The 26,103-nt window shown below is 31.0% G+C and carries 20 protein-coding genes, 1 other RNA gene and 1 pseudogene; 16 read left to right on the forward strand and 6 right to left on the reverse strand.

Features of this window, described 5'->3' with window-relative positions; all coding sequences use genetic code 11:
- Positions 1–43 precede the first annotated feature (43 nt).
- Both V7Q02_RS12105 and argH read left to right on the forward strand, forming a co-directional pair.
- Positions 44–1,249, forward strand: a complete 1,206-nt coding sequence (locus V7Q02_RS12105; RefSeq protein WP_333861269.1) for an argininosuccinate synthase — start codon at positions 44–46, stop codon at positions 1,247–1,249.
- 3 nt (positions 1,250–1,252) lie between these two features.
- Complete coding sequence (gene argH, locus V7Q02_RS12110) at positions 1,253–2,572, forward strand: argininosuccinate lyase (RefSeq protein ID WP_333861270.1); 1,320 nt, start codon at positions 1,253–1,255, stop codon at positions 2,570–2,572.
- Between the two features lie 69 nt (positions 2,573–2,641).
- Here argH and V7Q02_RS12115 read toward each other — a convergent pair whose 3' ends face one another.
- Positions 2,642–2,869: a DUF378 domain-containing protein gene (locus V7Q02_RS12115; RefSeq protein WP_333861271.1), complete on the reverse strand. Its 228-nt coding sequence runs from the start codon at positions 2,867–2,869 to the stop codon at positions 2,642–2,644.
- Positions 2,870–2,969: 100 nt separating this feature from the next.
- Positions 2,970–3,455 carry an Lrp/AsnC ligand binding domain-containing protein gene (locus tag V7Q02_RS12120; protein WP_333861272.1) on the reverse strand — a complete coding sequence of 162 codons (486 nt, stop codon included), beginning with the start codon at positions 3,453–3,455 and terminating at the stop codon, positions 2,970–2,972.
- 327 nt (positions 3,456–3,782) lie between these two features.
- On the opposite strand from V7Q02_RS12120, the gene V7Q02_RS12125 reads away from it, so the two are divergent.
- The 4 genes from V7Q02_RS12125 (at position 3,783) to V7Q02_RS12140 (ending at position 7,226) form a co-directional block, all read left to right on the forward strand.
- On the forward strand, positions 3,783–4,757 hold the full coding sequence (locus V7Q02_RS12125; RefSeq protein WP_333861273.1) for an asparagine synthetase A: 975 nt from the start codon (positions 3,783–3,785) through the stop codon (positions 4,755–4,757).
- A 128-nt stretch (positions 4,758–4,885) separates the two neighbouring features.
- Positions 4,886–5,242 carry a hypothetical protein gene (locus tag V7Q02_RS12130; RefSeq protein ID WP_333861274.1) on the forward strand — a complete coding sequence of 119 codons (357 nt, stop codon included), beginning with the start codon at positions 4,886–4,888 and terminating at the stop codon, positions 5,240–5,242.
- 101 nt (positions 5,243–5,343) lie between these two features.
- Positions 5,344–5,862, forward strand: coding sequence for a gamma carbonic anhydrase family protein (locus V7Q02_RS12135; RefSeq protein WP_333861275.1), 519 nt, complete (start codon positions 5,344–5,346; stop codon positions 5,860–5,862).
- 92 nt (positions 5,863–5,954) lie between these two features.
- Positions 5,955–7,226, forward strand: a complete 1,272-nt coding sequence (locus tag V7Q02_RS12140; RefSeq protein ID WP_333861276.1) for a M14 family metallopeptidase — start codon at positions 5,955–5,957, stop codon at positions 7,224–7,226.
- Between the two features lie 127 nt (positions 7,227–7,353).
- Here V7Q02_RS12140 and V7Q02_RS12145 read toward each other — a convergent pair whose 3' ends face one another.
- On the reverse strand, positions 7,354–7,776 hold the full coding sequence (locus V7Q02_RS12145) for a YaaR family protein (RefSeq protein WP_333861277.1): 423 nt from the start codon (positions 7,774–7,776) through the stop codon (positions 7,354–7,356).
- Positions 7,777–7,957: 181 nt separating this feature from the next.
- Between V7Q02_RS12145 and V7Q02_RS12150 the strand changes: the two genes are divergently transcribed.
- Positions 7,958–10,579 (forward strand): calcium-translocating P-type ATPase, PMCA-type, encoded by a 2,622-nt coding sequence (locus V7Q02_RS12150; protein ID WP_333861279.1) that lies wholly within the window; start codon positions 7,958–7,960, stop codon positions 10,577–10,579.
- 57 nt (positions 10,580–10,636) lie between these two features.
- On the opposite strand, the gene V7Q02_RS12155 is transcribed toward V7Q02_RS12150, so the two are convergent.
- Positions 10,637–11,500, reverse strand: a complete 864-nt coding sequence (locus V7Q02_RS12155) for a CvfB family protein (RefSeq protein WP_333861280.1) — start codon at positions 11,498–11,500, stop codon at positions 10,637–10,639.
- Positions 11,501–11,652: 152 nt separating this feature from the next.
- On the opposite strand from V7Q02_RS12155, the gene V7Q02_RS12160 reads away from it, so the two are divergent.
- The 8 genes from V7Q02_RS12160 (at position 11,653) to ssrS (ending at position 23,103) form a co-directional block, all read left to right on the forward strand.
- Positions 11,653–13,569 (forward strand): NAD(+) synthase, encoded by a 1,917-nt coding sequence (locus V7Q02_RS12160; RefSeq protein ID WP_333861281.1) that lies wholly within the window; start codon positions 11,653–11,655, stop codon positions 13,567–13,569.
- A gap of 34 nt (positions 13,570–13,603) precedes the next feature.
- Positions 13,604–14,029 carry an NfeD family protein gene (locus V7Q02_RS12165; protein WP_333861283.1) on the forward strand — a complete coding sequence of 142 codons (426 nt, stop codon included), beginning with the start codon at positions 13,604–13,606 and terminating at the stop codon, positions 14,027–14,029.
- Between the two features lie 57 nt (positions 14,030–14,086).
- Complete coding sequence (locus V7Q02_RS12170) at positions 14,087–15,031, forward strand: SPFH domain-containing protein (protein WP_333861285.1); 945 nt, start codon at positions 14,087–14,089, stop codon at positions 15,029–15,031.
- Positions 15,032–15,247: 216 nt separating this feature from the next.
- Complete coding sequence (locus tag V7Q02_RS12175) at positions 15,248–17,692, forward strand: mannose-1-phosphate guanyltransferase (protein ID WP_333861286.1); 2,445 nt, start codon at positions 15,248–15,250, stop codon at positions 17,690–17,692.
- Between the two features lie 116 nt (positions 17,693–17,808).
- Entirely contained in the window at positions 17,809–21,261 is a 3,453-nt protein-coding gene (gene addB / locus V7Q02_RS12180; RefSeq protein ID WP_333861287.1) for a helicase-exonuclease AddAB subunit AddB, read from the forward strand.
- A gap of 49 nt (positions 21,262–21,310) precedes the next feature.
- Positions 21,311–22,048 (forward strand): 5'/3'-nucleotidase SurE, encoded by a 738-nt coding sequence (gene surE, locus V7Q02_RS12185; protein ID WP_333861289.1) that lies wholly within the window; start codon positions 21,311–21,313, stop codon positions 22,046–22,048.
- Between the two features lie 92 nt (positions 22,049–22,140).
- Positions 22,141–22,788: a fructose-6-phosphate aldolase gene (fsa, locus tag V7Q02_RS12190; RefSeq protein WP_333861290.1), complete on the forward strand. Its 648-nt coding sequence runs from the start codon at positions 22,141–22,143 to the stop codon at positions 22,786–22,788.
- 130 nt (positions 22,789–22,918) lie between these two features.
- Positions 22,919–23,103, forward strand: a non-coding RNA gene (gene ssrS / locus V7Q02_RS12195) — 6S RNA.
- Between the two features lie 64 nt (positions 23,104–23,167).
- On the opposite strand, the gene V7Q02_RS12200 is transcribed toward ssrS, so the two are convergent.
- Both V7Q02_RS12200 and V7Q02_RS12205 read right to left on the reverse strand, forming a co-directional pair.
- Positions 23,168–24,169 carry a DUF4367 domain-containing protein gene (locus V7Q02_RS12200; protein WP_333861292.1) on the reverse strand — a complete coding sequence of 334 codons (1,002 nt, stop codon included), beginning with the start codon at positions 24,167–24,169 and terminating at the stop codon, positions 23,168–23,170.
- On the reverse strand, positions 24,159–24,689 hold the full coding sequence (locus tag V7Q02_RS12205) for a sigma-70 family RNA polymerase sigma factor (RefSeq protein ID WP_333861294.1): 531 nt from the start codon (positions 24,687–24,689) through the stop codon (positions 24,159–24,161). Before V7Q02_RS12205 ends, V7Q02_RS12200 begins: the two co-directional genes overlap by 11 nt.
- 786 nt (positions 24,690–25,475) lie before the next feature.
- Between V7Q02_RS12205 and V7Q02_RS12210 the strand changes: the two are divergent.
- A pseudogene (locus V7Q02_RS12210) lies at positions 25,476–26,038 on the forward strand (class I SAM-dependent methyltransferase); the annotation flags it as partial.
- Positions 26,039–26,103: the final 65 nt, after the last annotated feature.

Genomic DNA, 26,103 nt, shown 5'->3' on the forward strand with positions numbered 1-26,103 from the left:
ATAGTATATAAAAAATTTTGATATAATTTGGAGGTCTGATTTTATGAAAGATAAAGTTGTGTTGGCATATTCAGGAGGACTAGATACCTCAATCATTATTCCTTGGCTTAAGGAAAATTATGATTTGGATGTTATTGCTGCTTGTATAGATGTAGGACAAGATGATGATATGGAAGCAGTGAGAAATAAGGCGATAAAAACAGGGGCAGTGAAAGTATATATTGAAGATGTAAAAGAAGAATTTGTGACGAAGTATTTATTTAGTGCAGTAAAAGCACATATAATGTATGAAGATGCATATTTACTTGGAACTTCCCTTGCAAGACCACTTATGGCAAAAAAACTGGTAGAAATAGCCCATGCAGAAGGAGCCAAATATATAGCTCATGGATGTACTGGAAAAGGTAATGATCAGGTACGTTTTGAAGTAGGAATAGCAAGTTTTGATCCTAAATTGGGCATAATAGCACCATGGAGGATATGGGATATAAAATCTAGGGAAGATGCTATAGATTATGCAAATTCTAAAGGGGTAGAAGTACCTGTAACTAAAGAAAAAATATATTCAAATGACAAAAATATATGGCATGTAAGCCATGAAGGAGGAGATCTGGAAGATCCTAAAAATGAACATAAAAGCAGTATGTATTTTATGACAACTCCTCCAGAAAAGGCAAAAGATGAAGTTTCTTATGTAGAGGTGTATTTTGAACAAGGTATTCCTAAAAAATTAGATGGAAAAGAATTGCCTCCAGTAGAAATGATGCAAACTCTTAATAAATTAGGTGGAGAAAATGGAATTGGAATAGTAGATATGGTAGAGAATAGATTAGTGGGCATGAAATCAAGAGGAGTGTATGAAACACCAGGTGGAACAATATTATATGCTGCTCATGCTGCACTTGAAAGACTGACTATAGATAAGAATACGGCACATTATAAGCAGATAATATCTCAAAAATATGGAGAACTTGTATATGATGGATTATGGTTCAGTACTTTAAAAGAAGCTCTAGATGCTTTTGTGGAAGTTACCCAGAAGAATGTAACAGGAAGTGTAAAGTTAAAACTTTATAAGGGAAATGTTATGGTAGCTGGAGTGGATGCACCATATGCACTATATGATGAGGATATTTCATCCTTTGGTGCAAGTGAATTATATGATCATAAAGATGCTGAAGGATTTATTAAAATATTTAGTCTTCCATATAAAATTAAAGCTATGATAGAAGAGGAGAAGGGAAACTAGGTTATGAAGCTTTGGGGAGGAAGATTTAAAAAATCTGAAAATAAACTTATGGAGGATTTTAATAGTTCTCTGAGTTTTGATAGACAACTTTACAAGGAAGACATAGAAGGAAGTATGGCCCATGTTAAAATGCTTGCTAAATGTAATATTTTATCTAGAGAAGAGAGTAAAGCTATATTAAGTGGACTGGAATCTATATTAAAAGATATAGAGGAAGGCAGACTTCAAGTAGAAGGAGATTATGAGGATATACATAGCTTTGTGGAAATTAATTTAATAGAAAGAATAGGACAGGTAGCAAAAAAATTACATACTGCCAGGAGTAGAAATGATCAAGTAGCTTTAGACTTTAGATTATATGCTAAAAGAAAGGCTCTAGAAGTAGTTGAGAATATAGAGCATCTTCAGGATGTAATAGAAAAGCTTGGCAATGAAAATAATGTAATAATGCCGGGGTATACTCATCTTCAGAGAGCACAGGTAGTAACCTTTAAACATCATGTGATGGCATATTATCATATGCTTAGAAGAGATAGAGAGAGAATATTAAATGCTGTCTCTATTTTGGATGAGAGCCCTCTGGGATGCTGTGCACTAGCAGGAACTACTTATAATATAGATAGAACTTTTACTGCTTTGGAATTGGGATTTAAAAAACCTGTAGATAACTTTTTAGATGGTGTAAGTGACAGGGATTATGTTATAGAGCTAATATCAGATTTCTCTATAATAATGATGCATTTAAGTCGTTTAAGTGAAGAACTTATACTATGGAGCAGTAAAGAATTTGATTTTATACAAATAGATGATGAATTTTCCACAGGAAGCAGCATAATGCCTCAGAAGAAGAATCCTGATGCTGCAGAACTTATAAGAGGCAAAACTGGGAGAGTATACGGATCACTTGTATCACTGCTAACCACTATGAAAGGTATTCCTCTTGCCTATAACAAAGATATGCAGGAAGATAAAGAACAGCTTTTTAACTCCTTAGATACTGTATTAAGCTGTCTTAAGATTATGAGTGGTATGCTCTCCACATTAAAAGTCAATGAAAAAAACACCTTTAATGCAGTTAAAAAAGGTTTTTTAAATGCCACAGAAGCAGCAGATTATTTAGTTAATAAAGGTATGGCATTTAGGGATGCACATAAGGTAATTGGTGAAATTGTGCTGTATTGTGAAGATAAGAATAGAGTTATAGAAGATATTTCTTTAGATGAACTAAAAAAATTCAGTTTTCTTTTTGAAGAGGATGTATATGATTTTATAGATTATGAAAATACCGTAAATAGAGGAATCAAAAAAAATTTAAAACAATAGCACCCTAAAAAACGGAAAACTTTATTAAAAAGTTTTCCGTTTTTTTAAGGTAAATAATTTTTTTAACAACTATTTAACTTCACCTGCATCTCTTGTATCCATGGAACTTCTTTCCTTTCCGAAAAATGAAAGAGCATATAATCCTCCAAGACCTACAAGAGCGTATAGTACCCTGGTGAAGGTAGACATTGTTCCAAATAGTGCTGCTATAAGATCAAATCTAAAAAATCCAATTAGTCCCCAATTTAGAGCACCTATTACAACTAATACTAATGCAATAATATCCAGTGTTTTCATATTTACATCTCCTTTTTATTTTATATAAAATATTGTGCCCGTATTTATTATTTCCATATTCTTAAAATTTATAAGTTAAAATAAAAAGAAGATATAAAAACTAGTGATTGCTATCTAAGATATCTATATTTAAACTTCTATCTATAGGTTGGAAAAGAGATATGATAGTATCTGTTCTCTGTACTCCATCTACAGATTGTATTTTATTCATAAGTAAATTTTGAAGGTCAGTTATATTTTTACAAATAACTTTTATAAATATGGAGTATTCACCTGTAGTATAATGAATTTCTACAATTTCTTTTATATTCTCCAATTGTTCCAGAGTTTCTTTGAAAGATTTAGCCTTGTCAAGATATATACCTATAAAACCACATACATCATAGCCTATTTTAGAGTTGTCAATTATAAGTTTTGTACCTTTAATTATGTGCATATCCTGCATTTTTTTCATTCTAACATGTATAGTTCCACCGCTTACATGACATTTTCTAGCTATTTCTAGAAAAGGAGTTCTTGAGTCCTTTAAGAGAATGTCAAGAATTTGAAGGTCTAAATCATCTAACCCGTTAATTTTTAAGCTCAATTTATATTTCCTCCTTTTGAAATCTATTAAAATCAATTTAATTTTTTAATAAAATTTACATTAATATAATTTGCTATAGTTTAAATGTACAACAATCCTATAATAACATTATATCAGAAACTTTATGAAATTAATAATTTTAAACGTTATCATTGACAAATAATTTCTAATTGCTCAATAGTAACTAGTTATATATGATAAATAAGTAAATTTTTATAATATTAATTAGTAATATTGTAATTCATACAAAAAAGTATTATTATATTGTTAAAGAAATTAAAAGCAAAAAATGAATAGTTTATCCGAATATGAAGGGAGCTTTTATATATGAAAACATATGTATTAAAAGATGAAAATGAAGGAGAATTAAAGCTTTTAGATGAAGCAATTGAAAAAATTAAAAGAAAAAAATTACCTAGTATACTTAAAATACAACAGGCTATTTTAAGGTCAGTAGATGATTATATGTATAAAAATGGAGTAGTAAGGCTTTTACCTAATATGATATCCCCTATAACAGATCCTCTCTGTCACAGCGTGGAAGATTGTGATTTTACTTATGGAGGACAAAGGTTTAATGTTACAAAGTCAATGATATTTCATAAACAGCTGGCTCTATCAAATCCATATTTACAGAAAATATACATTGTATCACCTAATGTAAGGCTTGAACTTCCAGAAAGAGGAGACGTGAGACATTTATTTGAATTTACCCAAGTTGATTTTGAATTTAAGGATGCAACTATGGATACTATATTTGAATTTATGGAAGGGTTAATAGGACAAGTATTTTCCTATATAAAAAGAGAGTGTAAAGAAGAGTTTGAAAAACTGGGAATAGGAACTTCCCATTTAGATATATCAGGTTCTTTTGAAAAACATACTACTCAGGAATTAAGGGCTAAATACGGAGAAGATTTTGAGGCCATTGCTTCAAAAAAAGCAACTAAACCTTTCTGGCTTATAAATCACAAGAGAGAGTTTTATGATGCTGAAGATTTAGAAAACAAGGGAACATATAAAAACTATGATTTAATATGGCCTATGGGTTATGTAGAAGGATTAAGTGGAGGAGAAAGAGAATATGAATATGATAGAATTATAACAAGAATGAAAGAAGCAGGCATGGATGAAGAGTCTATGAAAGATTATATTGAGTTGGCTAAAAGAGGGGAAATTCCAAAAACAGCTGGGGCTGGATTTGGAGTTGAAAGAATGACTAGGTTTGTTTGCCAACAGGATGATATTGATGGAGTTACTGTGTTTAGTAGAAAACCAGGAAAAGGCAAATATATATTTTAAATAAACAGCTGTCTTGAAATAAAAATTTGGGACAGCCTTTTTATTGTATAAAAAATTACTGTTATTTATTTTTTTGTGTTTAGAGTATATAATAGTATAAGAATAGATAAATTAAAGGAGGAAATAAAATGCCTTCATGGTTAAATGTAGTTTTACAGGTACTAGTTATGACGGTACTTGTGATAACTTTTTATAAATTATTAAAATCCTATATATTACATAAATTTCATCCTAATAAGTGGCTGATTCTTATACTAGCTATAGCAGCATTTTTCTTGCCTCCTGTAATTTCGGCTTATTTTAAATATAATCTAAATGGTACCATATGGCAGTATATTTCTTCTGCTGTGTTTTTAATCTTGTTTTTATGGTTTGTAGATTTGAAAAATGGGGATATATATACAAGTGGGAGAAAATCTTCTAAGGGTAAAGATATAAAGATAAGGCCCAAAGCTAAGCCCAATAGAGCAAATAGAAGAAAATAAATAGGATAAAGTGTGAATGTGATGCTTTTATACCGGGAGCAAATTGAATATAATTTAAACAGGTGTGATAAGAATACTAATTTTCAAGGGAGTGAGGGTTTATGATAAGAAAATTCAAATACTATATGCCAGAATTGGATGAAAGTTGTTTTATAGCAGATAATGCAGAGATTATAGGAAAAGTTAAACTCTGTCAGGATGTAAATATATGGTTTGGTGCTGTACTTAGAGGAGATTTAAATCATATATATGTGGGAAGAGGAAGTAATATACAGGACAATTGTACCATACATACAAGTCTTGATAAAAATCCTACGGAAATAGGGGAGTATGTTACCATAGGTCATAATGCTATAATACATGGAGGAAAAGTTGGAAATTATTCTTTAATAGGAATGGGTTCCATAATTTTGGATAATGCAGAAATTGGAGAAGAGACTATTATAGGAGCAGGGAGTCTTGTAACCCAAAACAAAAAAATACCTTCAGGAGTATTATGTATGGGTTCTCCAGCAAAAGTAATAAGAAAACTTACTGCAGAAGAAAAAAAGTTTCTGAGGCATTCTGCAGAGGAGTATATTAGACAATCTAAAAGTTATAAGCAGTATATAATAGTATAAGGTCAACTGAAAGAATATTAGATATAATTTAGTCACCTATTTTATCTGAAAAGTATAGATATATATTAACATAAATAATTAGGAGATTAAATATGCTCATTTTTAAATTAGGATCTAAAGGCACTGAAGTTATGCACATACAGGCAACCCTAAAAAAAATAGGATATAACCCTGGGGTGATAGATGGAATATATGGTACAGATACTGAAAAAGCAGTAGAAATTTTTCAGAGAAACCATGGTTTAACTGTAGATGGAATAATAGGACCTAATACTTATAGGATTTTAAGAAGTTTTATGTTAGGGTATGATATATATACTATTAGGACAAGGGATACACTTTACAACATAGCTAAAAAATATGGAACAGATGTATATGATATAATAGTAGCAAATCCAGGAATAGAACCCTTTGAATTGATTCCAGGAGTACAAATCAAAGTGCCTTATAATATAGATGTGGTGGATACAAATATAGATTATACCTATGATATACTGGAAACGGATCTTATGGGATTAGAGGCTAGATATCCCTTTATAACTGTTGGAAGTATAGGGGAAAGTGTACTTGGAAAGCAGCTTTATTATGTGAAACTTGGTGTGGGCGCCAATGAAGTATCATATAATGGGGTACATCATTCACTAGAGTGGATAACGGCTCCACTTTTAATGAAGTTCATAGAAAATTTTGCCAGGGCTTACAGCAGGGGAGAAAACATAAGAGGATATAATATAGGGGATATATGGAGAAGTAGCAGTATATATATAGTTCCCATGGTAAATCCTGATGGGGTAGAACTTGTCTTAAATGGATTGAATAAAAATAATCCTTTCTATTATGATCTAAAGAGATGGAATAATGGCAGTGAAGATTTTTCTAAGGATTGGCAAGCCAATAATAGAGGGGTGGATATTAATCATAATTATAATGCAATGTGGCAGCTTTCAAAGGAAGCAGAAGCTTCCTATGGCGTATATGGACCTGGACCTACCAGATATTCGGGACCCTATCCTGTGTCAGAACCTGAAACAAAGTCTATGGTGAGATTCACAAATAGCCATAATTTTAGGTTGGTTTTGGCCTACCATAGTCAAGGAGAAGTTATCTACTGGCAGTATGGTGAAATGACACCTTCAGAGTCAAAAAGGATAGGAGAATTATTTGCCAAAGCCAGTGGGTATTCTTTAACAGAAACTACAGGAATAGCATCTTACGCAGGATATAAGGACTGGTTTATACAGGATCATAGGAGACCTGGATTTACTATAGAAGTAGGAAAAGGAAAGAACCCTCTTCCTATAAGTCAATTTGATAAGATATATGATGATAATGAAGAAATACTTTTGCTTGCATCTGTAATATAATGTATTCCACCTAAATGGGTGGAATACATAAAGATATAGATATAAGTATTTGGAGCCTGGCAAAAATGTTATTTCCCGCTTTGAAGAAGATAAGGTTGTTAGCAATAAGTAGACCTGGGATAAAACTTTATTTATATATATCTACTAAAAGTCCACTTATATCATCAATAGTAGCAGCTACATTTAAATTTTCTTTTTGTTCATTCATTAATAATTCAGTAAGTTCCTCTAATTTTCTATCTATGGTGTCTACTGTTATAAAATATTGCGTCTGCCAAAAACTTATATCTTTTTTTACGTTGTACATGTATCTTAATACTGACTCAAGATATTCTTGTATCATCTTCTTATAACTTCTAACGTCTGCGTAACATTTTGTTATGGATAATCTATTTCCCTTTTTCTTAATATTATCAAACATGTTTTTTAATTCTTGTTCTGACTTTTTTTCCATCTGAGAATTAAAGCTTTGAGAAAAATCTTTTTTTATTTTTATACTTTTATTCTTAGAAGAAGGGGCAGAAGATCTACCAATTCTAGAAACTTCCATGATTTACCTCCATATTTTTATTTAAATATACTTATAAATTATTATATATAATATTTTAAGAAAAATATAGTGAATTATATTAAAAATTGTATTAAAAATAAAGTTAACATGTAATATTTATTTTAAATAAGTATAAGATTATATTAAATTCAAAAAATACAACAAAGGGTAGGTGAATTTTATGTGGTTTAGAAAAAGTATTCGGGAGGTAATACAGGAATTAAATACAGATTCCATAAATGGTATTACCAGTGAAGAAGCAAAAATTAGGATAGAAAAATATGGACAAAATAAATTAGCTGAAAAAAAGAAAAAGTCAATTCTAGTGCTTTTATTTGAACAAATAAACAATGTTCTTATATATATACTTCTTGCTGCGGCAGTAGTTTCTGCATTGCTTAATGAAATGAGCGATGCCATTATAATAGGGGTTGTAATTGTATTAAATGCAGTTATAGGTTTAGTACAGGAATCAAAAGCGGAAAAAGCACTGGAATCTTTAAAAAAGCTTTCTGTACCTAAAGCATTGGTAAAAAGAGATGGTAAGGTTATAGAAATTTCTTCAGAAGATGTAGTGCTTGGAGACATAGTAATTTTAGATGCAGGTAAATATGTTCCCTGTGATTTAAGGCTAATAGAGAGTGCAAATCTTAAGATAGAAGAATCAGCGTTAACGGGAGAATCTGTACCTTCGGAAAAATATGCAGAGGACACTTTAAAAGAAGATGATGTATCCCTTGGAGATCAGAGAAATATGGCTTTTATGTCTACGCTGGTCACTTATGGAAGAGGTTTAGGTGTAGCTGTAGCTACAGGTATGGATACAGAAATAGGTAAAATAGCCAAAATGCTTCATGATGATAGCAAGAACTTGACTCCTCTTCAAAAAAAATTAGCACAACTTGGAAAAATGTTAGGATTTGTAGTACTTATAATTTGTATTCTTATGTTTTTTGTAGCCATGATTCAAAAGAGAGATTTATTTGAAATGTTTTTAACAGCCATAAGCCTTGCAGTGGCTGCTATTCCAGAAGGACTTCCAGCTATGGTTACTATAGTACTTGCAGTGGGTGTGCAGAGAATGATAAAGAAGAATGCCATAGTGAGAAAGCTTCCTGCTATAGAGACATTGGGCTCTGTAAATATAATATGTTCTGACAAGACTGGAACATTAACCCAAAATAAAATGACAGTTACCAAGTTTTATGCAGATGATACCCTGGATGATATTTTAAAATTAGATGCAAATAATTTTATACATAAGAGACTTATAGAAAATATGGTACTTTGTAACGATGCCACTTATTCTCAAGATTCGCAAACGGGAGATCCAACAGAAATTGCGCTTTTGGAACTTGGATTTAAGTTTAATATATTTAAAGAGGGTGAAAGTGAAGCCCGCAGAAGGGTGAATGAAATACCTTTTGATTCTGATAGGAAACTTATGACCACTTTAAATGAATATGGGGATAAGTATCATGTAATTACAAAAGGTGCAGTGGATAATTTAATAAAAATCTGCAGTCATATGTACTTGGAAGGTCATGTAGTAGACTTTACAGAAGAATTAAAGTCCAAAGTTATAAAAGCTTCTGATTCAATGTCAAAAGATGCTCTAAGAGTACTTGCAACTGCCCTCAAGATGGAGGATTCATCAGATATTAAAATTGATTCTATGGAAAGTGAATTGATTTTTGTAGGACTTGTGGGAATGATAGATCCGCCTAGAGAAAATGTAAAAAAATCCATAGAAGAATGTAAAAATTCTGGTATAAAAACTGTTATGATTACAGGAGATCATAAAAATACTGCCTATGCTATAGCAAAAGAGTTGGGTATAGCAGAGAATAGTTCACAGGTAATACTTGGGGCTGAATTTGATAAAATGCCAGAGGATGAAGTGACAGATAAGATTGATAATCTAAGAGTTTTTGCAAGAGTGTCTCCAGAACACAAGGTAAGAATAGTTAAGGCCTTAAAGGATAAAGGAAATATAGTATCTATGACAGGGGATGGAGTAAATGACGCACCATCTTTAAAGGCTGCAGATATTGGAGTAGCCATGGGTATTACAGGAACTGACGTTGCAAAGGGAGCTTCTGATATGATACTTACAGATGATAACTTTTCAACTATTGTAGAAGCGGTAAGGGAAGGAAGAAATATATACAATAATATAAGAAAATCCATAACATTTCTTCTTTCTTGCAATATAGGAGAGATAATAGCTTTATTTATGGGAATAATTCTGGGGTGGCCTGCAATTTTAAGACCTATTCATCTTCTCTGGGTAAATCTTATAACAGATAGCTTGCCAGCTTTGGCACTGGGAGTAGATCCAGATGATCCTGATATAATGAAGGAGAAACCTAGAGATCAGAAAGAAGGATTGTTTTCAGGGAGAAATGGTGTTTTCTTAATAGGAAATGGTATTCTAATAGGTATAATTACCTTGTTTGCCTTTTATATAGGGATTAAAATATATCCGAATTCTATTACACATGCACAGACCATGTCCTTTGTAGTACTTAGTGTATCTCAATTAATTTATACTTTAAGTATAAGACATAATAAAAAATCCATATTTGAAATTGGTATTTTTACTAACAAATATTTAATAGGGGCTATAATTCTGGGTATAATACTCCAGAATGTGGTTATAACAGTACCTTTCTTGGCTTCAGTATTTAAAGTGTTTACTCTCACCCCAAATGACTGGATGTTTGTTATACTTTTATCTCTTATACCTCTTATTATAAATGAAATTGCAAAAATAATTTATAATAAAATAGAAAGAAAATAATAGTTTGTTTCTAAGCTTTAAGAGTAGTGGATTTTTAAAGCTTAGAAATATAAAATTTTAAAGTTTTTTAAGTTTTGTTCCTTTTTCATTTTGTGTTATTAAATTTCTTTTCATAAGTCCCCCTAAGGCATTTTTAAAATAATTTTTACTTTCATGGAAAACACGTCTTATGTCCTCTGGAGAACTTTTGTCATTATAGGGCATGAAACCATTATGAGTTTTTAAGTAATTTAAAATGGATTCTTCCAAAGATATTCTCTCATATTTAGGTGTTTTTCTTGGAGTAAGACTCAACTTGCCATCTTCATATATATTTTTTATTCTAAGTTTTAGTTCATCACCTGGATAAAGATTTATGTAGTATTCATTTTTTAAGATTACACCTCTATAAAGATTATCTACGGCTATCATAGCACTGTCATTAGTTTGAAATCCATAGACTATGCCGGTTACTTCAGCTCCCAGGGCATATTTTTGTTCTGTTTTAATATCGGCTATTGTAAGGAGGTATTTATCTATATCTGTAGTAGCTGCTATTCTGTTGGTTTTATCTAAATATATGTAAAAAAGATAATACTTTTCAGGAAGCAGTGGATATTTTTGCTCTGAAAGAGGTACAAGGACATCTCTTTCCAGTCCTATGTCTATGAAGCTTCCAAAACTTGTGTTTGATACTATCTTTAAATAAGCAATACTTTCTACGGTAGCCAAGGGAGTCTTTAAAGTGGCTATTAGTCTGTCTTTTGAATCTTTGTATATAAAAGCATTTACTTCATCTCCTACAGAGAGAAGATCTTCTTCATCATTACTTTTTGGAAGAAGTATATCATCTTTAGTTTTACCGGTTTCTGCATCAAGGTAATAACCAAAGGATGATTTTCTAACTATTTTTAGAGTGTTGAATTTTCCTATAAGAACCAATTGTATTTCACTTCCTTTTTTATATTTTGTTCAAAGCTTATTATATACCATGTAAATGAAAAACTCCAACGTTAGAAGAAACATTTTATATCTATACTTATAATGGATATAAGTATATAATAAGATTAGACTATTACCAAGGAGGAAGAAATATGTCATCAATGGATTTTATAAGGATAGCAGCAGCATGCCCCTTAACAAATGTAGCAGATATAGAATTTAATTTAAATAATATAAAAATATGTATAGATAAGGCTTTATCAAAAAAATCAAAGCTTGTGGTATTTCCAGAGCTTTCTATGACCTCTTATACCTGTGCAGATCTTTTTGAACAGCAATTGCTCCTGGAAAAATCAACAGAAGCTTTAGAAAATCTCTGTGATTACTCTAGGGATAAAGATATACTCATAGCAGTAGGAGCACCTCTTGTATTTAATTATTGTTTGTACAATTGTGCGTATATAATATTTCATGGAAAAGTTTTGGGTATTGTTCCCAAAAGCTATATTCCCAATTATGAAGAGTTTTATGAAAAAAGATGGTTTACAGAGGGACTGCATATTATAGATGAAAGGGTGGATTTACATTTTCAAAAGGATATACCTTTTGGAGTGAACTTAATATTTACCTGTGGGAAATTTAAATTTGCTTTTGAAATATGTGAGGACTTGTGGGCTGTAATACCCCCAAGCAGTTATTTAACACTTATGGGTGCCAATATCGTAGGAAATCTTTCTGCATCCAATGAAATTGTAAGTAAATCTTTTTACAGGAGAAATCTAGTAGCTTCTCAAAGTGCAAGATGTATGTGCTCCTATATGTATGTTTCATCCGGGGTGTTTGAATCTTCCACAGATTTGGTATTTAGCGGAGACCTGTGTATTTGTGAAAACGGTACAGTATTAAAAGCTAATGAAAGATTTAATAGGGACAATGAAGTTATTACTTCAATTATAGATTTGGGTAGGTTGAATAATCAAAGGTTAAAAAACGTAAGTTTTAGAGATAATGTAAAAGGATGCCTACAGAAACCTTTAAATATAGAATTTCAATTTGAAGATTTGGATTGTGGAGAATTTGATAGAAATATTGATAAACATCCTTTTGTACCCTCAAATGAGGATGAGAGGGAAGCAAGATGTAGGGAAATATTTAATATACAGACTTCGGCCCTTGCAAAGAGAGTAAGTCACACTAATTTGAAAAAGGCGGTTATAGGAATATCAGGGGGACTTGATTCTACATTGGCACTTTTGGTTACAGTGAAAACTTTTGATATTCTTAAGATTTCAAGAAAAAATATAATAACCATAACTATGCCGGGATTTGGAACTACAGACAGGACTTATAACAATGCAGTGAACCTGTGCAAAAATTTAGGCACGGAGTTTAGAGAGATAAATATAGTGGATGCTTGTCTTCAACATTTCAATGATATATCTCATGATAGAGACATACATGATGTAACCTATGAAAATGTTCAGGCAAGAGAAAGAACTCAAATTATAATGGATATAGCCAATAAAGAAGGAGGACTTGCAATCGGTACTGGAGATCTGTCGGAACTTGCCCTTGGATGGTGCACTTATAATGGAGATCATATGTCTATGTATGGAGTAAATTGCTCTGTTCCTAAAACTCTTGTAAGGTATTTAGTGAGATATGTTGCAGATAGAGAGGTTTCAAAAAATATAGGAGACATTTTAATAGATGTTTTAGATACCCCTGTAAGTCCAGAACTTCTTCCTAAAGGAAAAGACGGTGAAATATCTCAAAAAACTGAAGATATAGTGGGACCTTATGAGCTTCATGATTTCTTTTTGTATTATTTTGTAAGACATAATTATTCCCATAAAAAAATATTATTTTTAGCAAAGCATGCATTTAAAGATGACTATGATGTTAACACTATTGAAAAATGGCTCAATATGTTTATAAGAAGATTCTTTACCCAACAGTTTAAACGTTCTGCAATTCCAGATGGTCCCAAGGTGGGTACTGTAAGTTTATCTCCAAGAGGTGACTGGAGAATGCCTTCAGATGCCAGTTTCAATTTATGGCTTGAATAAAGAATAAATAATTTTAGTAGTGAAAGGAGGATATATGTATAATAGTATTATCTTATGGGTTATAATTGGAATAGTAGCCCTATCAGTAGACATAATAACAAGTAGTTTTCTGTTTGTATGGTTTACAGTGGGAGCCATTGGGGCAATTATAGCTGAAATATTGAATTACCCTTTTATAACTCAGTTTATGGTATTTATGGTAGTTAGTGTAGTACTTATAGTTATTTGTTATCCAATAGTAAAGAAAAATATTAAGAAATATGTAAAACCCACTCCCGTTAGAGAAGAAACCTATGTGGGAAAAGAAATTCTTGTAGATGAAGAAATGGTTAAAAACAATGCATTGAAAATTGATGGAGTTTACTGGAATATAAAGGAACAAGGATATACCCTGAAAAGAGGTGATATAGTAAAAGTAGTCACAATGGAAGGCAATAGATTAGTTATAAAGAAAATATGAGCATATTATATGCTGGAGAAATTATTAATTATTTATAGTTAAAGGAGGATAAATATCATGGGTATAATTGCAATTTTAATTATAGTCGTAATTATTTTAGTGGCGGTGTTATCTTCTATTAAAATTGTAAATACAGGATATGTTACAATTATAGAGAGATTGGGTCAATTTCACAGGGCACTTGAACCAGGGTGGCATTTTATAATTCCTTTTGTTGATTTTGTGAGGAGAAAGATTTCAACTAAACAGCAGATACTTGATATTGAACCCCAAAGTGTTATAACCAAGGATAATGTAAAAATATCCATAGACAATGTTATTTTTTATAGAGTGTTAAGTCCAAAAGATGCCATATATAATATAGAAGATTATAGGGCAGGTATAATTTTTTCAACCATTACCAATATGAGAAATATTGTAGGTAATATGACTTTGGATGAGGTACTTTCGGGAAGGGATCAAATAAACGGAGAGCTTTTAAGGGTGGTAGATGATATAACAGATGCCTATGGAATTAAAATACTATCTGTGGAAATCAAAAATATTATGCCTCCTGCTGAAATACAACAGGCTATGGAAAAGCAGATGAGGGCCGAAAGGGATAAGAGAGCTGTGATACTTCAGGCAGAGGGACAAAAACAAAGTGACATAGCGAGAGCAGAGGGAGAAAAACAGTCTAAAATACTTCAAGCAGAAGCTGAAAAGGAAGCAAATATTAGAAGGGCAGAAGGACTTAGGCAATCTCAAATGCTGGAGGCAGAAGGTAAGGCAATGGCAATAAAATCTGTTGCAGAAGCAGAAGCAGAAGCTATTAATTTAGTAAATAGATCTATAATAGATTCTGGTACAGATGAAAAGGTAATAGCGTTAAAGCAGGTAGATGCACTGAAAGAAATGGCTAAAAATCCGGCAAATAAGCTTATACTTCCAAATGAAGCCATGTCTTCTCTTGGAAATATGGCAGCAATAGCTGATATGCTTCAGGTTAATAAAGTTAAATAATATTTAAGGTAAAAATAGAGTGTTGCAAGGATAACTAGATTATTCTGAGGCACTCTATTTTTTTTATTTCATGTGAAATGGATAGCCATGGTAATAATATGGAACATACTCATATATAATAGAATATCAGGCAATTGTGAAGGGATTTATGATTAAAGATGAAACTAAAGAGAAAAATAAGATTTAATATTAAAATAGATAAAGGGCGTGATATTTATGAAAGCTATAATAATGGCAGGAGGAGAGGGTACCAGGTTAAGGCCCTTAACCTGTAACATACCTAAACCTATGATGCCCATTATGGATAAACCTATAATGGAGTATGCTTTAGAATTACTTAAAAATGTGGGTATAAAAGATATTGGAGCCACATTGCAATATTTGCCGGATGAAATAATAAATTATTTTGGAGATGGCAGAGACTTTGGAGTCAATATAAGTTATTTTATAGAAGAAACCCCTTTGGGTACAGCAGGTAGTGTTAAAAATGCAGAAGCATTTTTAAATGATACTTTTATTGTTATAAGTGGAGATGCCTTGACGGATATAGATTTATCTAAAGCTATTGCTTTTCATAAGAGAAAAGGAGCTGTAGCTACATTAGTTCTTAAGGAAGAATCAGTACCTTTGGAGTTTGGGGTAGTGGTTACAGATGATGAAGGAGGAGTAACAGGATTCTTGGAGAAGCCAGGATGGGGAGAAGTGTTCAGTGATAAGATAAACACTGGAATATACATTTTAGAACCGGAAATATTTAAGTATTATAAGAAAAATAAAAAATTTGATTTTAGTGGGGATCTTTTTCCACTGCTTTTAAAAGAGAAGGTACCTGTTTTCGGATATGTGGCGGAGGAATACTGGTGTGATATAGGAAATATAGACCAGTATATGAAATGTCACTTTGATATATTGAAGGGCATTGCAAATATGAATATAAATGCGGAAAAATATGGGGAAGATATATGGGTGGGAAAAGACTGTGAAATAAGTCCCAAAGCTAACATTTTGAAACCGGTGTATATTGGGAGAAGCACTAAAATATATGAGAATGCCCAGATTGGTCCCTATACTGTGCTTGGAGAAAACAATATTATTTCTAAGGAAGCTACCATAAAAAGAAGTATACTTTTTAATAACTGTTATATAGGTGACAAGGCTCAGATAAGAGGGGCGGTACTTTGCAGGAAGGTTCAAATTGAATCCAAGTGTTCTGTATTTGAAGAGGCTGCCCTTGGAAATGATACCATTATAAAGGATAAGGCTATAATAAAACCAGGAGTGAAGATATGGCCAAACAAGGTAATAGAGAGTGGTACTTTAGTAAATTCTAATATAATATGGAAGGAAAAAGCTTTAAAATCTATTTTTGGAAAAGATGGCATTAGCGGAGATATAAATGTAGATATAACTCCAGAGTTTGTTTCAAAACTTGGTTCTGCCTATGGAGCTGTGCTAAAATCAGATTCTAGGGTTGCCATAGCCTGCAGTGATAATGGGGCGGCACAGATGTTTAAATATTCTCTTGCTACAGGACTTTTGTCCATGGGAATGGAGGTTATTGACTTAAAAAAAATGCCTATGGCTTTTACAAGACAGTCAATTCTCTTCTTTGGGGCACAGGCAGGAATTTATGTGCGTGTAAATCGAAATGCACCGGAAAAGGTAACTATAATATTTATGGATGAAAATGGGCTCAATATAGATAGAGTTATGGAGAGAAAAGTAGAAAGTAGTTTTATGAGAGAAGATTTTAGAAGAGTTAAAACAGATAAATTTAAGCACATGGAACATATATATAATTGTCTGGAGTATTATAAAAGACAACTTATAAACGGTCTTTCACTTGAAAATATAAAAAATCAAAAGTACAGGATAGTCTTAAGTACAGAAGACACTATGATATTTGAGGTGATTGATGAAATTTTAAAGGAACTTAAAGTTGAGGTAAAGCTTTATGATAAATTTGGGGATATAGAAGGACTAGCTCAAAGAGTTATAGAAGATAGTGCGAGTTTAGGAATTGAAATAGATGAAGAGTGTAAAAGACCAGTTATCATAGATGAAAAAGGAAATATAATAAGGGACAATCTATATGATGCTTTAAATGCACTGGTTATGCTTAAAACACATAACATAAAAATTTTGGTAGTGCCAGTTACAGCTTCTTCCACTATGGAAAAGCTGGCAAAAATATGTGGTTGTAAATTTGTAAGAACTAAGACTGCCCATAAATTTATACTTGAAACTTATTTGAAAAATGTTCCTTATTTAAGTGAAAGGGATATGGTAAGTGTATATCTTATGACATTGGATGCAGTCAGTGTATGTGCTATGGTTATTAATTTCATGGCAAATTGTAATAGAACTCTTTCACAGATAACTTCTACCATACCCCAATACTATACTTTTAAGAAGGAAATAAAGTGTCCATGGAACATGAAGGGAAAACTTATGAGAAACTTAATAGAGGAAAATACTTCAAAATCAATAGATTTAATTGAAGGAGTAAAACTCAATTTTGAAGATGGATGGGCTTTAGTGCTGCCGGATGCAGATGAACCTTTATGTAAGATATATACAGAGTGTAGTGATTATAAAAAACTAAATAAACTTACAGAGGATATTCTAGATAAGATTACTAATATAACTAAAGAAAACTAAAATATCTTCTACTTGTTATTTATTTTTGTATACTTTAAAATTATATATAACAGATTTTAAATAGTAAATAATATTAAAACAGGGTTAATTTTTAATAGCATAGGTGTGATTTTATTATGAGTATAAGGTTTATATATGGAAGGGCGGGCAGTGGAAAAAGTCATTATTGCCTCCAGGATATAAAAAAGAGAATACAAGAAGGTAATGGCAGAAATTTAATACTTTTAGTTCCAGAACAATTTTCTTTTCAGGCAGAAAAAAATCTGATAAAGTCAATAGAAGAAAAGGGAACTTTAAAGGCTCAAGTGCTTAGTTTTAGAAGAATGGCTGAAAAAGTATTTGATGAAGTAGGGGGAGGAATTAAAAAGCATATAAATGATTCAGGAAAAAATATACTTTTGTATAAAATAATAGAAGAGAACAAGAATAAATTAAAAGTTTACAAAACTTCTGCAAAAAAACAGGGTTTTGTAAATTTGGTTTCAGATATAATAGGAGAATTCAAAAAGTATAATATATCTCCAGAAGTTTTAAAGGAAAATCTGGAGTCAATACAAAATAAAAGTTTAAAGAATAAATTAGAGGATATAGTAATGTTGTTTTTGGAGTTTCAAAAGAGGATCAGCACAAATTATATGGATTCAGAAGATACACTTCAGGCAGCATGTGAAAAATTGGATAAATCAATTATTTTTAAGAAAGCAGAAGTATGGATAGATGAGTTTTCTACTTTCACTCCCCAAGAGTATAGTGTTATAGAAAAAATTATGTGCAGTGCATATAGGGTAAATATAACTTTATGTATGGATGCCATGGGAGAGTATTCAGAAAGAGAAAGTATGGATTTATTTTTGCCTGTTAAAAATACAGAGCAGAGTATTTTACAAATAGCACAAGATAATAATATAATTTATGAAAAACCGGTAAATTTAAGATGCAGTCCCTGCTATAGATTTAAAAATAGTACTGCACTTCAACATCTTCAACATTCACTGTTTTCATATCCTTATAAGAATTATGCAGAATATACAGAAGATATAAATATATTTAAAGCCTTAAATAAGTATACCGAAGTAGAGTATATTGCGAGAGATATAGTAAAGAATTGTAGAGACAAAAATCTTAGATTTAAAGATATTGCATTGGTTACAGGGGATTTAGATGAATATGAAAATCTAATAAAAGCAGTATTTAATCAATATGACATACCTTACTTTATGGATAAAAAAAGAGAAATTATCCATAATCAAATTGTAATCTTAATAATTTCTGTTATTGAGATATTAGCTAAAAGCTGGTCTTATGAGTCTGTGTTTAAATATTTAAAAACAGGACTTTTGGATTTGGAATTTGATGATATAGATATACTTGAAAATTATGTGCTGGCTAATGGAATAAGGAAAAAACAGTGGCTAGATGAAAAACCCTGGAATTTTAAAATAAATTATGGAAATTTTAAAGAAGATAATCCACAGGAGGAACAGGAATATTTAGATAAAATAAATTCTATAAGAGATAAGGTAAGGGAACCCATATTAAAGCTTTCTGAGAATATAAAAGGGAAGAAGAAAGGAAGAGATATCTGTGAGGAACTTTACAATTTTTTATGTGAATTAAAAATACCAGAGAAAGTGGAAGAACTTATAGTAGCGTTTAAAAATAGCAATAAATTGGATAAGGCAAATGAATATAGTCAGATTTGGGATATAGTAGTAGATGTGTTGGATCAGATAGTAGAGGTAATAGGAGAACAATTTTTTGGAATGGAAACATTTGCTGAAGTACTTGAGATAGGATTTTCCAAATATGAGATAGGTGTAATACCTCCTGCTTTGGATCAGGTTTTAGTAAGCAATGTAACCAGAATAAAGAGTTACAATGTAGGGGCACTCTATATAGCTGGAGTTAATGATGGAATTTTCCCTGTAACTGTATCCCAAGAGGGAATTTTTACTGATCAGGATAGGGATGAACTTAAACAAAATGGATTGGAGATAGCACCTAATACAAGAAATAGAGTTTTTGAGGAACAGTTTTTAGTATATTCTACATTAACTATAGTAGATAAATATCTTACCCTGACCTATTCTATGAGTGATGAAGAAGGAAAAGCTAAGAGGCCTTCTGTTGTTGTATCTATGATAAAAAAATTATTTCCTAAATTACAGGAAAAAAGCAATTTACTAGATGTGATAGGCAATGAAGAGGGAATAGAAGCTGTAAATGGTCCTAAAGCTACCTTTAATGCTTTTATTTCAAATATAAGAGAAAATTTAGGCCATAAGGAAAATATAAATTCCTTGTGGATAGACGTTTACAGGTGGTATAAAAATCATGAGACTTGGAATGAAAAATTAGAAACTGTGCTAGGGGCATTTTATTATAATAATGAAATTGAAATTTCAGATTTGGCTAAAATCAGGAGACTTTATGGAAGACATTTAAGCATGAGTGTTTCAAGGTTGGAAAGATTTGCACAGTGTCCTTTTGGCTATTTTGTACAATACGGGCTTAAAGTAAGAGACAGGAAAATGTATAGTCTAAGTGCCCCAGACTTAGGGAGCTTTATGCATAGTATACTTGAAAGATTTTCTCTAGGATTGAAAGAAAAAGGCTTAACTTGGGAAAATATAGATAAAAAGTGCTGTGAAGAAAATATAAATAATTTAGTAGATAATGTTTTAAAAGATAGTCCCAATTCAATACTGAATAGTTCCAAAAAGTATAAGCATGTCACAGACAAGTTAAAGAAAACCCTTACAAGGTCTGTTTGGCTTATAGCACAACATATGAAAAAAGGAAGATTTGTGCCCATAGCCTACGAACTTGTCTTTGGAGAAACAGGAGATTTTCCTCCCATTTCCATAGAATTAGATTCAGGAGAAAAAATTAGCCTTACAGGAAAAGTAGATAGAGTAGATGTAGCAAAAGAAGATATAACCACTTATATTAGAATAGTAGATTATAAATCGGGTACCAGAGAATTTAAACTTTCTCAAGTATATTATGGATTTCAATTACAGCTTTTAATATATCTAGATGCTATACTTAATGAGTTTAATAAAATAACTAAAGGAAAATCTATTCCTGCAGGATTACTTTATTTTAAACTGAAAGATCCTATAATAAAGACTAAAGGAAATATATCTGATAATGAAATAGAAGATAAAATAAGGAAGAATTTAAAAATGAATGGATTACTTTTAAATGATGTAAATGTAATAAAATACATGGATACTGGCATGGAAAAAAGTTCAGATATTATATCTGTTTCCATAAAGAAAGATGGAGAGCTTTCTAAGTCCAAATCATCATTGGCAACGAAGAGGCAGTTTGAAATTTTGAGGAAGTATGTAAGAAATACCATAGCGGATTTATGTAAAAAAATATTAACTGGAAATATAGAAGTTAACCCTTATAAGGATAAAACTAAAAGAGGGTGTAGTTATTGCGAATATTCAGCTATATGCCAATTTGATACTTCTATAAAAGGAAATAAATATAGGATAATTGAAGATAAAAGTGATGAAGAGATGTGGAGTATTATAGAAAAGGAATTTAAGGAGTAATATGATTTTTGATTTGAATATACATTATATTAGCATTGGAGGATAAAATATGAGATTGTTATTGACTAACGATGATGGAATAATGGCAGAAGGAATACAGGTGCTGGCTAAGCATTTTGAAAAAGATAATGAGGTTATAATTGCTGCACCAGACGTACAAAGAAGTGGAAGTGGACACTGTATAACTACTGTGCCAGGGGAATTGAAGGCACAGGAAGTAAAACTTGAAGGAATAAATTCAAAGGCCTATAGTATTAATGGCACTCCTGCAGATTGTGCCAGGTTAGGAGTTAGAAAACTAGGGAATAATCAAATAGATATGGTTATATCTGGAATAAACAATGGCTTTAATCTAGGTATAGATTCCTTATATTCCGGTACGGTATCTGCAGCGATGGAAGCGGCTATATGTGAGGTACCTTCTATAGCAGTATCTCTTGATACCAAGGGAGGAAATTATGATTACAATATTGCAGCGGAATATGCTTTGGAAGTTTTTTCTCTATATAAAGAAAAGTATAAAAATAAAGATGAAAATATAGTTTTAAGTTTAAATGTACCTTGTTTGCCAAGGGAAAAAATAAAGGGATTAAAGGTGTGTAGAGTTGGATTTAAATACCATATTCAAGAGATATATGATAAAGGAGAAAAAATAGAGGAGTTAAGTTATAATTATACGGATATATATTATGTTAAAAGGGGATATGTATCACTTAGTCCCTTGCATTATGATTTAACTAATTATAAAATATTAGAAGATGTTAATAATATTTTTACCGGAAAATAATGAATATATTTAAAATTTATTTTGTATTTTTTCTGATGTAGGAATATAGATATAAACTCTAATCATATAAAACAAGAGGAGGAAATTTTTTAATGAAACTATTTATAGATACTGCTAATGTGGATGAAATTAGAAAAGCAAATGATATGGGTATAATATGTGGAGTTACAACTAATCCTTCCTTAATTGCTAAGGAAGGTAGAAATTTTAAAGAAGTGGTAAAAGAAATAACTGATATAGTGGATGGTCCTATAAGTGCGGAAGTGATAAGTTTAAAATGGGAAGAAATGGTGAAAGAGGCAAGGGAACTTGTAAAAATACATAAAAATATTGTAATAAAGATTCCAATGACACAGGATGGCTTAAAAGCAGTAAAAGTTCTTTCAAAGGAAGGGATAAAGACTAATGTAACCTTGATTTTTTCAGCAGCACAGGCACTTCTAGCTGCAAAAGCAGGAGCTTCATATGTAAGTCCTTTTCTTGGGAGATTAGATGATGTAGGTATGGATGGGATTAAATTAATAGAGGAAATAGTAACTATATTTAAGGTGCAGAATATAGCTGCTGAAATCATAGCTGCCAGCATAAGAGGACCTATACATGTAGTTAAATGTGCTGCGCTGGGTTCCCATATTGCTACAGTTCCATATAAGGTTTTAGAGCAGATGTGCAAGCATCCTTTAACTGATATTGGCATAGAAAGATTTCTTAAAGATTGGGAAAGTGTTCCTGGTAAGTAATATATAAGTTTCTAAGGTTGCTATTAATTGTATAATAAATTTTGAGAATATATAGTTGACATAATAAATTGGTTGTTATATAATGACTATGAAATAAAAGTAAATTAAGTATAAATTGTAGATAGCCGATTATATTCTGAAATATACGCAAGCTTTTGTTTTGAACTACATTGTTTAAACGGAAGTTCAATATTTAGATGGGTACATGTATCCTCTGTGAATTTTTAATAGGGGGAAGATGAATACATCTGTGAGGACATCCACCTGTAGTCATATAGGTGTCAAAATAAAGTTTATCGGTATTTTGGATAGATGTAATCGTTAAGGTTATAATTTTAAAGAGAGATTTTAATCTCTCTTTTTATATATTTAAGCTTTGTTAGTTGATTTTTGTGTAATTAATTGATTTAGCTATAGATAATATAGAGTCTTTAGAAATATTTCCATATAGAGTATATTCAATATTGTCTTTAGTCCAAGATATTTGTACTATAGAACAATTTGAAACAGCAGGATCGTTATATATACATATGTATCCCTGGATTGCATCGTTGATAGATACTTTTTCTCCAGCAATATTAAAACTACTATAAGTGGAAATAGCCTTGTCTTTTTTGCTTTGGGTTAATTTAAAATACTTATTTTCAGGATTGCTATAATCCATGGTTACAATTTTTTCTGTTTCTGTGTCTTCTGGAATATGTATATCTGTCAGCGTGAAATTTTCTGGTATATAAGAGGGAATAGAAATATTTCCTCCAAAATAGTCCTGGGCACTAGCCAAATTTGGCATATCTGATGATATGACCTTGCTTTCCTCTAAAGGTTTTGTTGGAGTTTCCTCAGTAATTTTAGCTACAGGTTCTGAAATTTTATTTTCCTTTTGAGAATCGGTGGCTTTTGATTCAGATGGTGAAGTTTTAATACTGCTATTTTTATTTAGATTGGATTCTGAATCCTTTGAATCTGAAGTAGGATTAGATTTTGAATCTGTATCTTTTTTTGTATTTTGAGAAATTTCACTGTTAATTGAGGGATTATTTGCATCCGGGGTTGCTTTCTTGGATTTATCTTCTGTAGTCTTCAATGATGGTTCTACGGATTTCCCTATAATTTTATCCAAGGCTTGAATAGACACTTTTGCAATAGGATTATTATATATATTTTTTTTAGCTATATCACTATTGGCATAATACTTATAATTTATTAGAGAAAGTGTAATTATTGCGGCAGATATACCTACAGCATATGCGGGTTTTAATTTCATCTTTTTCTTGTATTTACACTTTTTTAGAGTATCATTTTTTAACTTTTCAGTTACATAAATATCTTTTAAAACTAAATTAGTTATTTCTCTTAAATTTCTCATGTTATCCTTCATATTCAATACTACCACCCATGTTATATTTTAATATTCCTCTTGCTCTATAAAGCCTGCTTCTCACGGTGCCTTCAGGTATCTTTAAAATTTTACTTATTTCGGAAGTGGACAACTCCTGATAATAATACAAAAGTATAACTTCCTTATACTTTTTTGGTAAATCCATTACTTTTTTTAAAATATCTTCGTATTCTATATTTTTAAGTACAGTATCTTCTGTATCATTTGTATCATTTAAATTATCTGTAGAATTAAACACTCCGTATTCAGTATCATCAAATCGGAGGACTTTTTTTATCCAACAACTTCTAAGCATATCTCTGCAAGTATTTATAGTTATAGTAAGTATCCAAGTCTTTTCACTGCTTTTCCCATTGAATTTGTGAAAGTTATTATAAACTTTTATAAATACATCCTGGAATACATCTTCTGCTAGGTGTATGTCCTTAAGGTAAATGTAAGCAGTTCTTAGTATGTCATTTCCATAACAATTCATTAGCCTTTCCAGCTCTTTGTCCAAATTATCCTCCTTTCTCTATATTAGACGGAATATACATATTTTATGCTTCTAGTTCATACTTATATTTTCACTCTATTAATTAAAAAATATGAACTATTCCTCAATTGTACATATATAGATTTTAATTTTTGTCTTATGTAGAAATTATTATTTTTCAGCTATGAAATCATTTTTAATTTGAGTTTTTAAATTATATACTAAAGTATTTATTATAATCAATTTTAAATTAGGAATTTTAAACTGTAAAGTATCTAAATATTATTATAATTCAAATAAATGATGAATATGATGTTTATGTTATATAAAAATTTTTATTAACAAATTATATGTTTTTTTATATAATGATTAAATAAATTTAAATATTTTTCTTGATTGTATTAAGGTTATATAGTATTATGAAGTTGTAAATTTAATACATAGTAATATAATAATAATTACGATGATGGGAAGAGTAGATTGTACGAAACCACAAGAGAGAATTCCCCATGGGTGTAAGGAAATTTTGGTGGGAGATAATTGAAGTGCATCTCTGAGCACTGAGTTGAATTTTAGTAGATTAGTAGATTTCAGCGTGTACGTACGTTAAAACGTTGAGCTATGATTGTACCAATAAAGAGTTTTCACATTTAAAATTATTGTATTTAGGGAATCTTTATATATTTTAAGTGGGATAAACAGATTGGAACCGCGGAAGTAACCTTCTGCCTCTGTATAGAGGCAGAAGGTTTTTGTTTTTCAAAATTCCGGAATTTGAAGAACATTTTTTAAAATTAAGATATATTTTAGGAGGATAGATTAAAGTATATTGTACTTTCTAAGTTTAATATAAAAAATAAAATATGTGCAGATTTAGGTTGTGGAACTGGTTTTATTTCTTTAGCTTTATCTCAGGAGGCAAAATTAGTATTTTCCATAGATAACTTTAGAAATATGTTAAGGGAATTGCATAATACGTCATCAAATAGAGGAATAAAAAATATATATCCAAAAGGTTCTGCGGTAGACATTCCTTTATTTGATGAGTCATAGATGCTGTTTATATGAATATGGCACTTCACCATGTTGTAGATGCTGAAAAGGTAGTAAAAGAGGCCTATAGAATTTTAAAAAATAATGGAACATTTATCATATCAGATGTAGAAGAATATGATGGAGAATGGGCTAGGGTTGAAATGAATGACGAATGGCTGGGATTTTCTCATGAACAAATAAAACATTGGATGAATGAAGCTGGATTTAAGAAAATAGGTATTAATACCACAGAATTAAAAGGTAAGGCTTATTCAAGCAAAGGTGAATATACTGAAACAGGAATATTTATGGCAAGCGGGGTTAAGGAGGGAGAATAGTAATCAAAATTGATACTAATTAGGTTTTAAAAATGCCGATATTATCCAATGCCACCCCGTAATAG

This window comes from Clostridium sp., from assembly GCF_036781005.1.
GTDB lineage: Bacteria > Bacillota > Clostridia > Clostridiales > Clostridiaceae > Clostridium_B.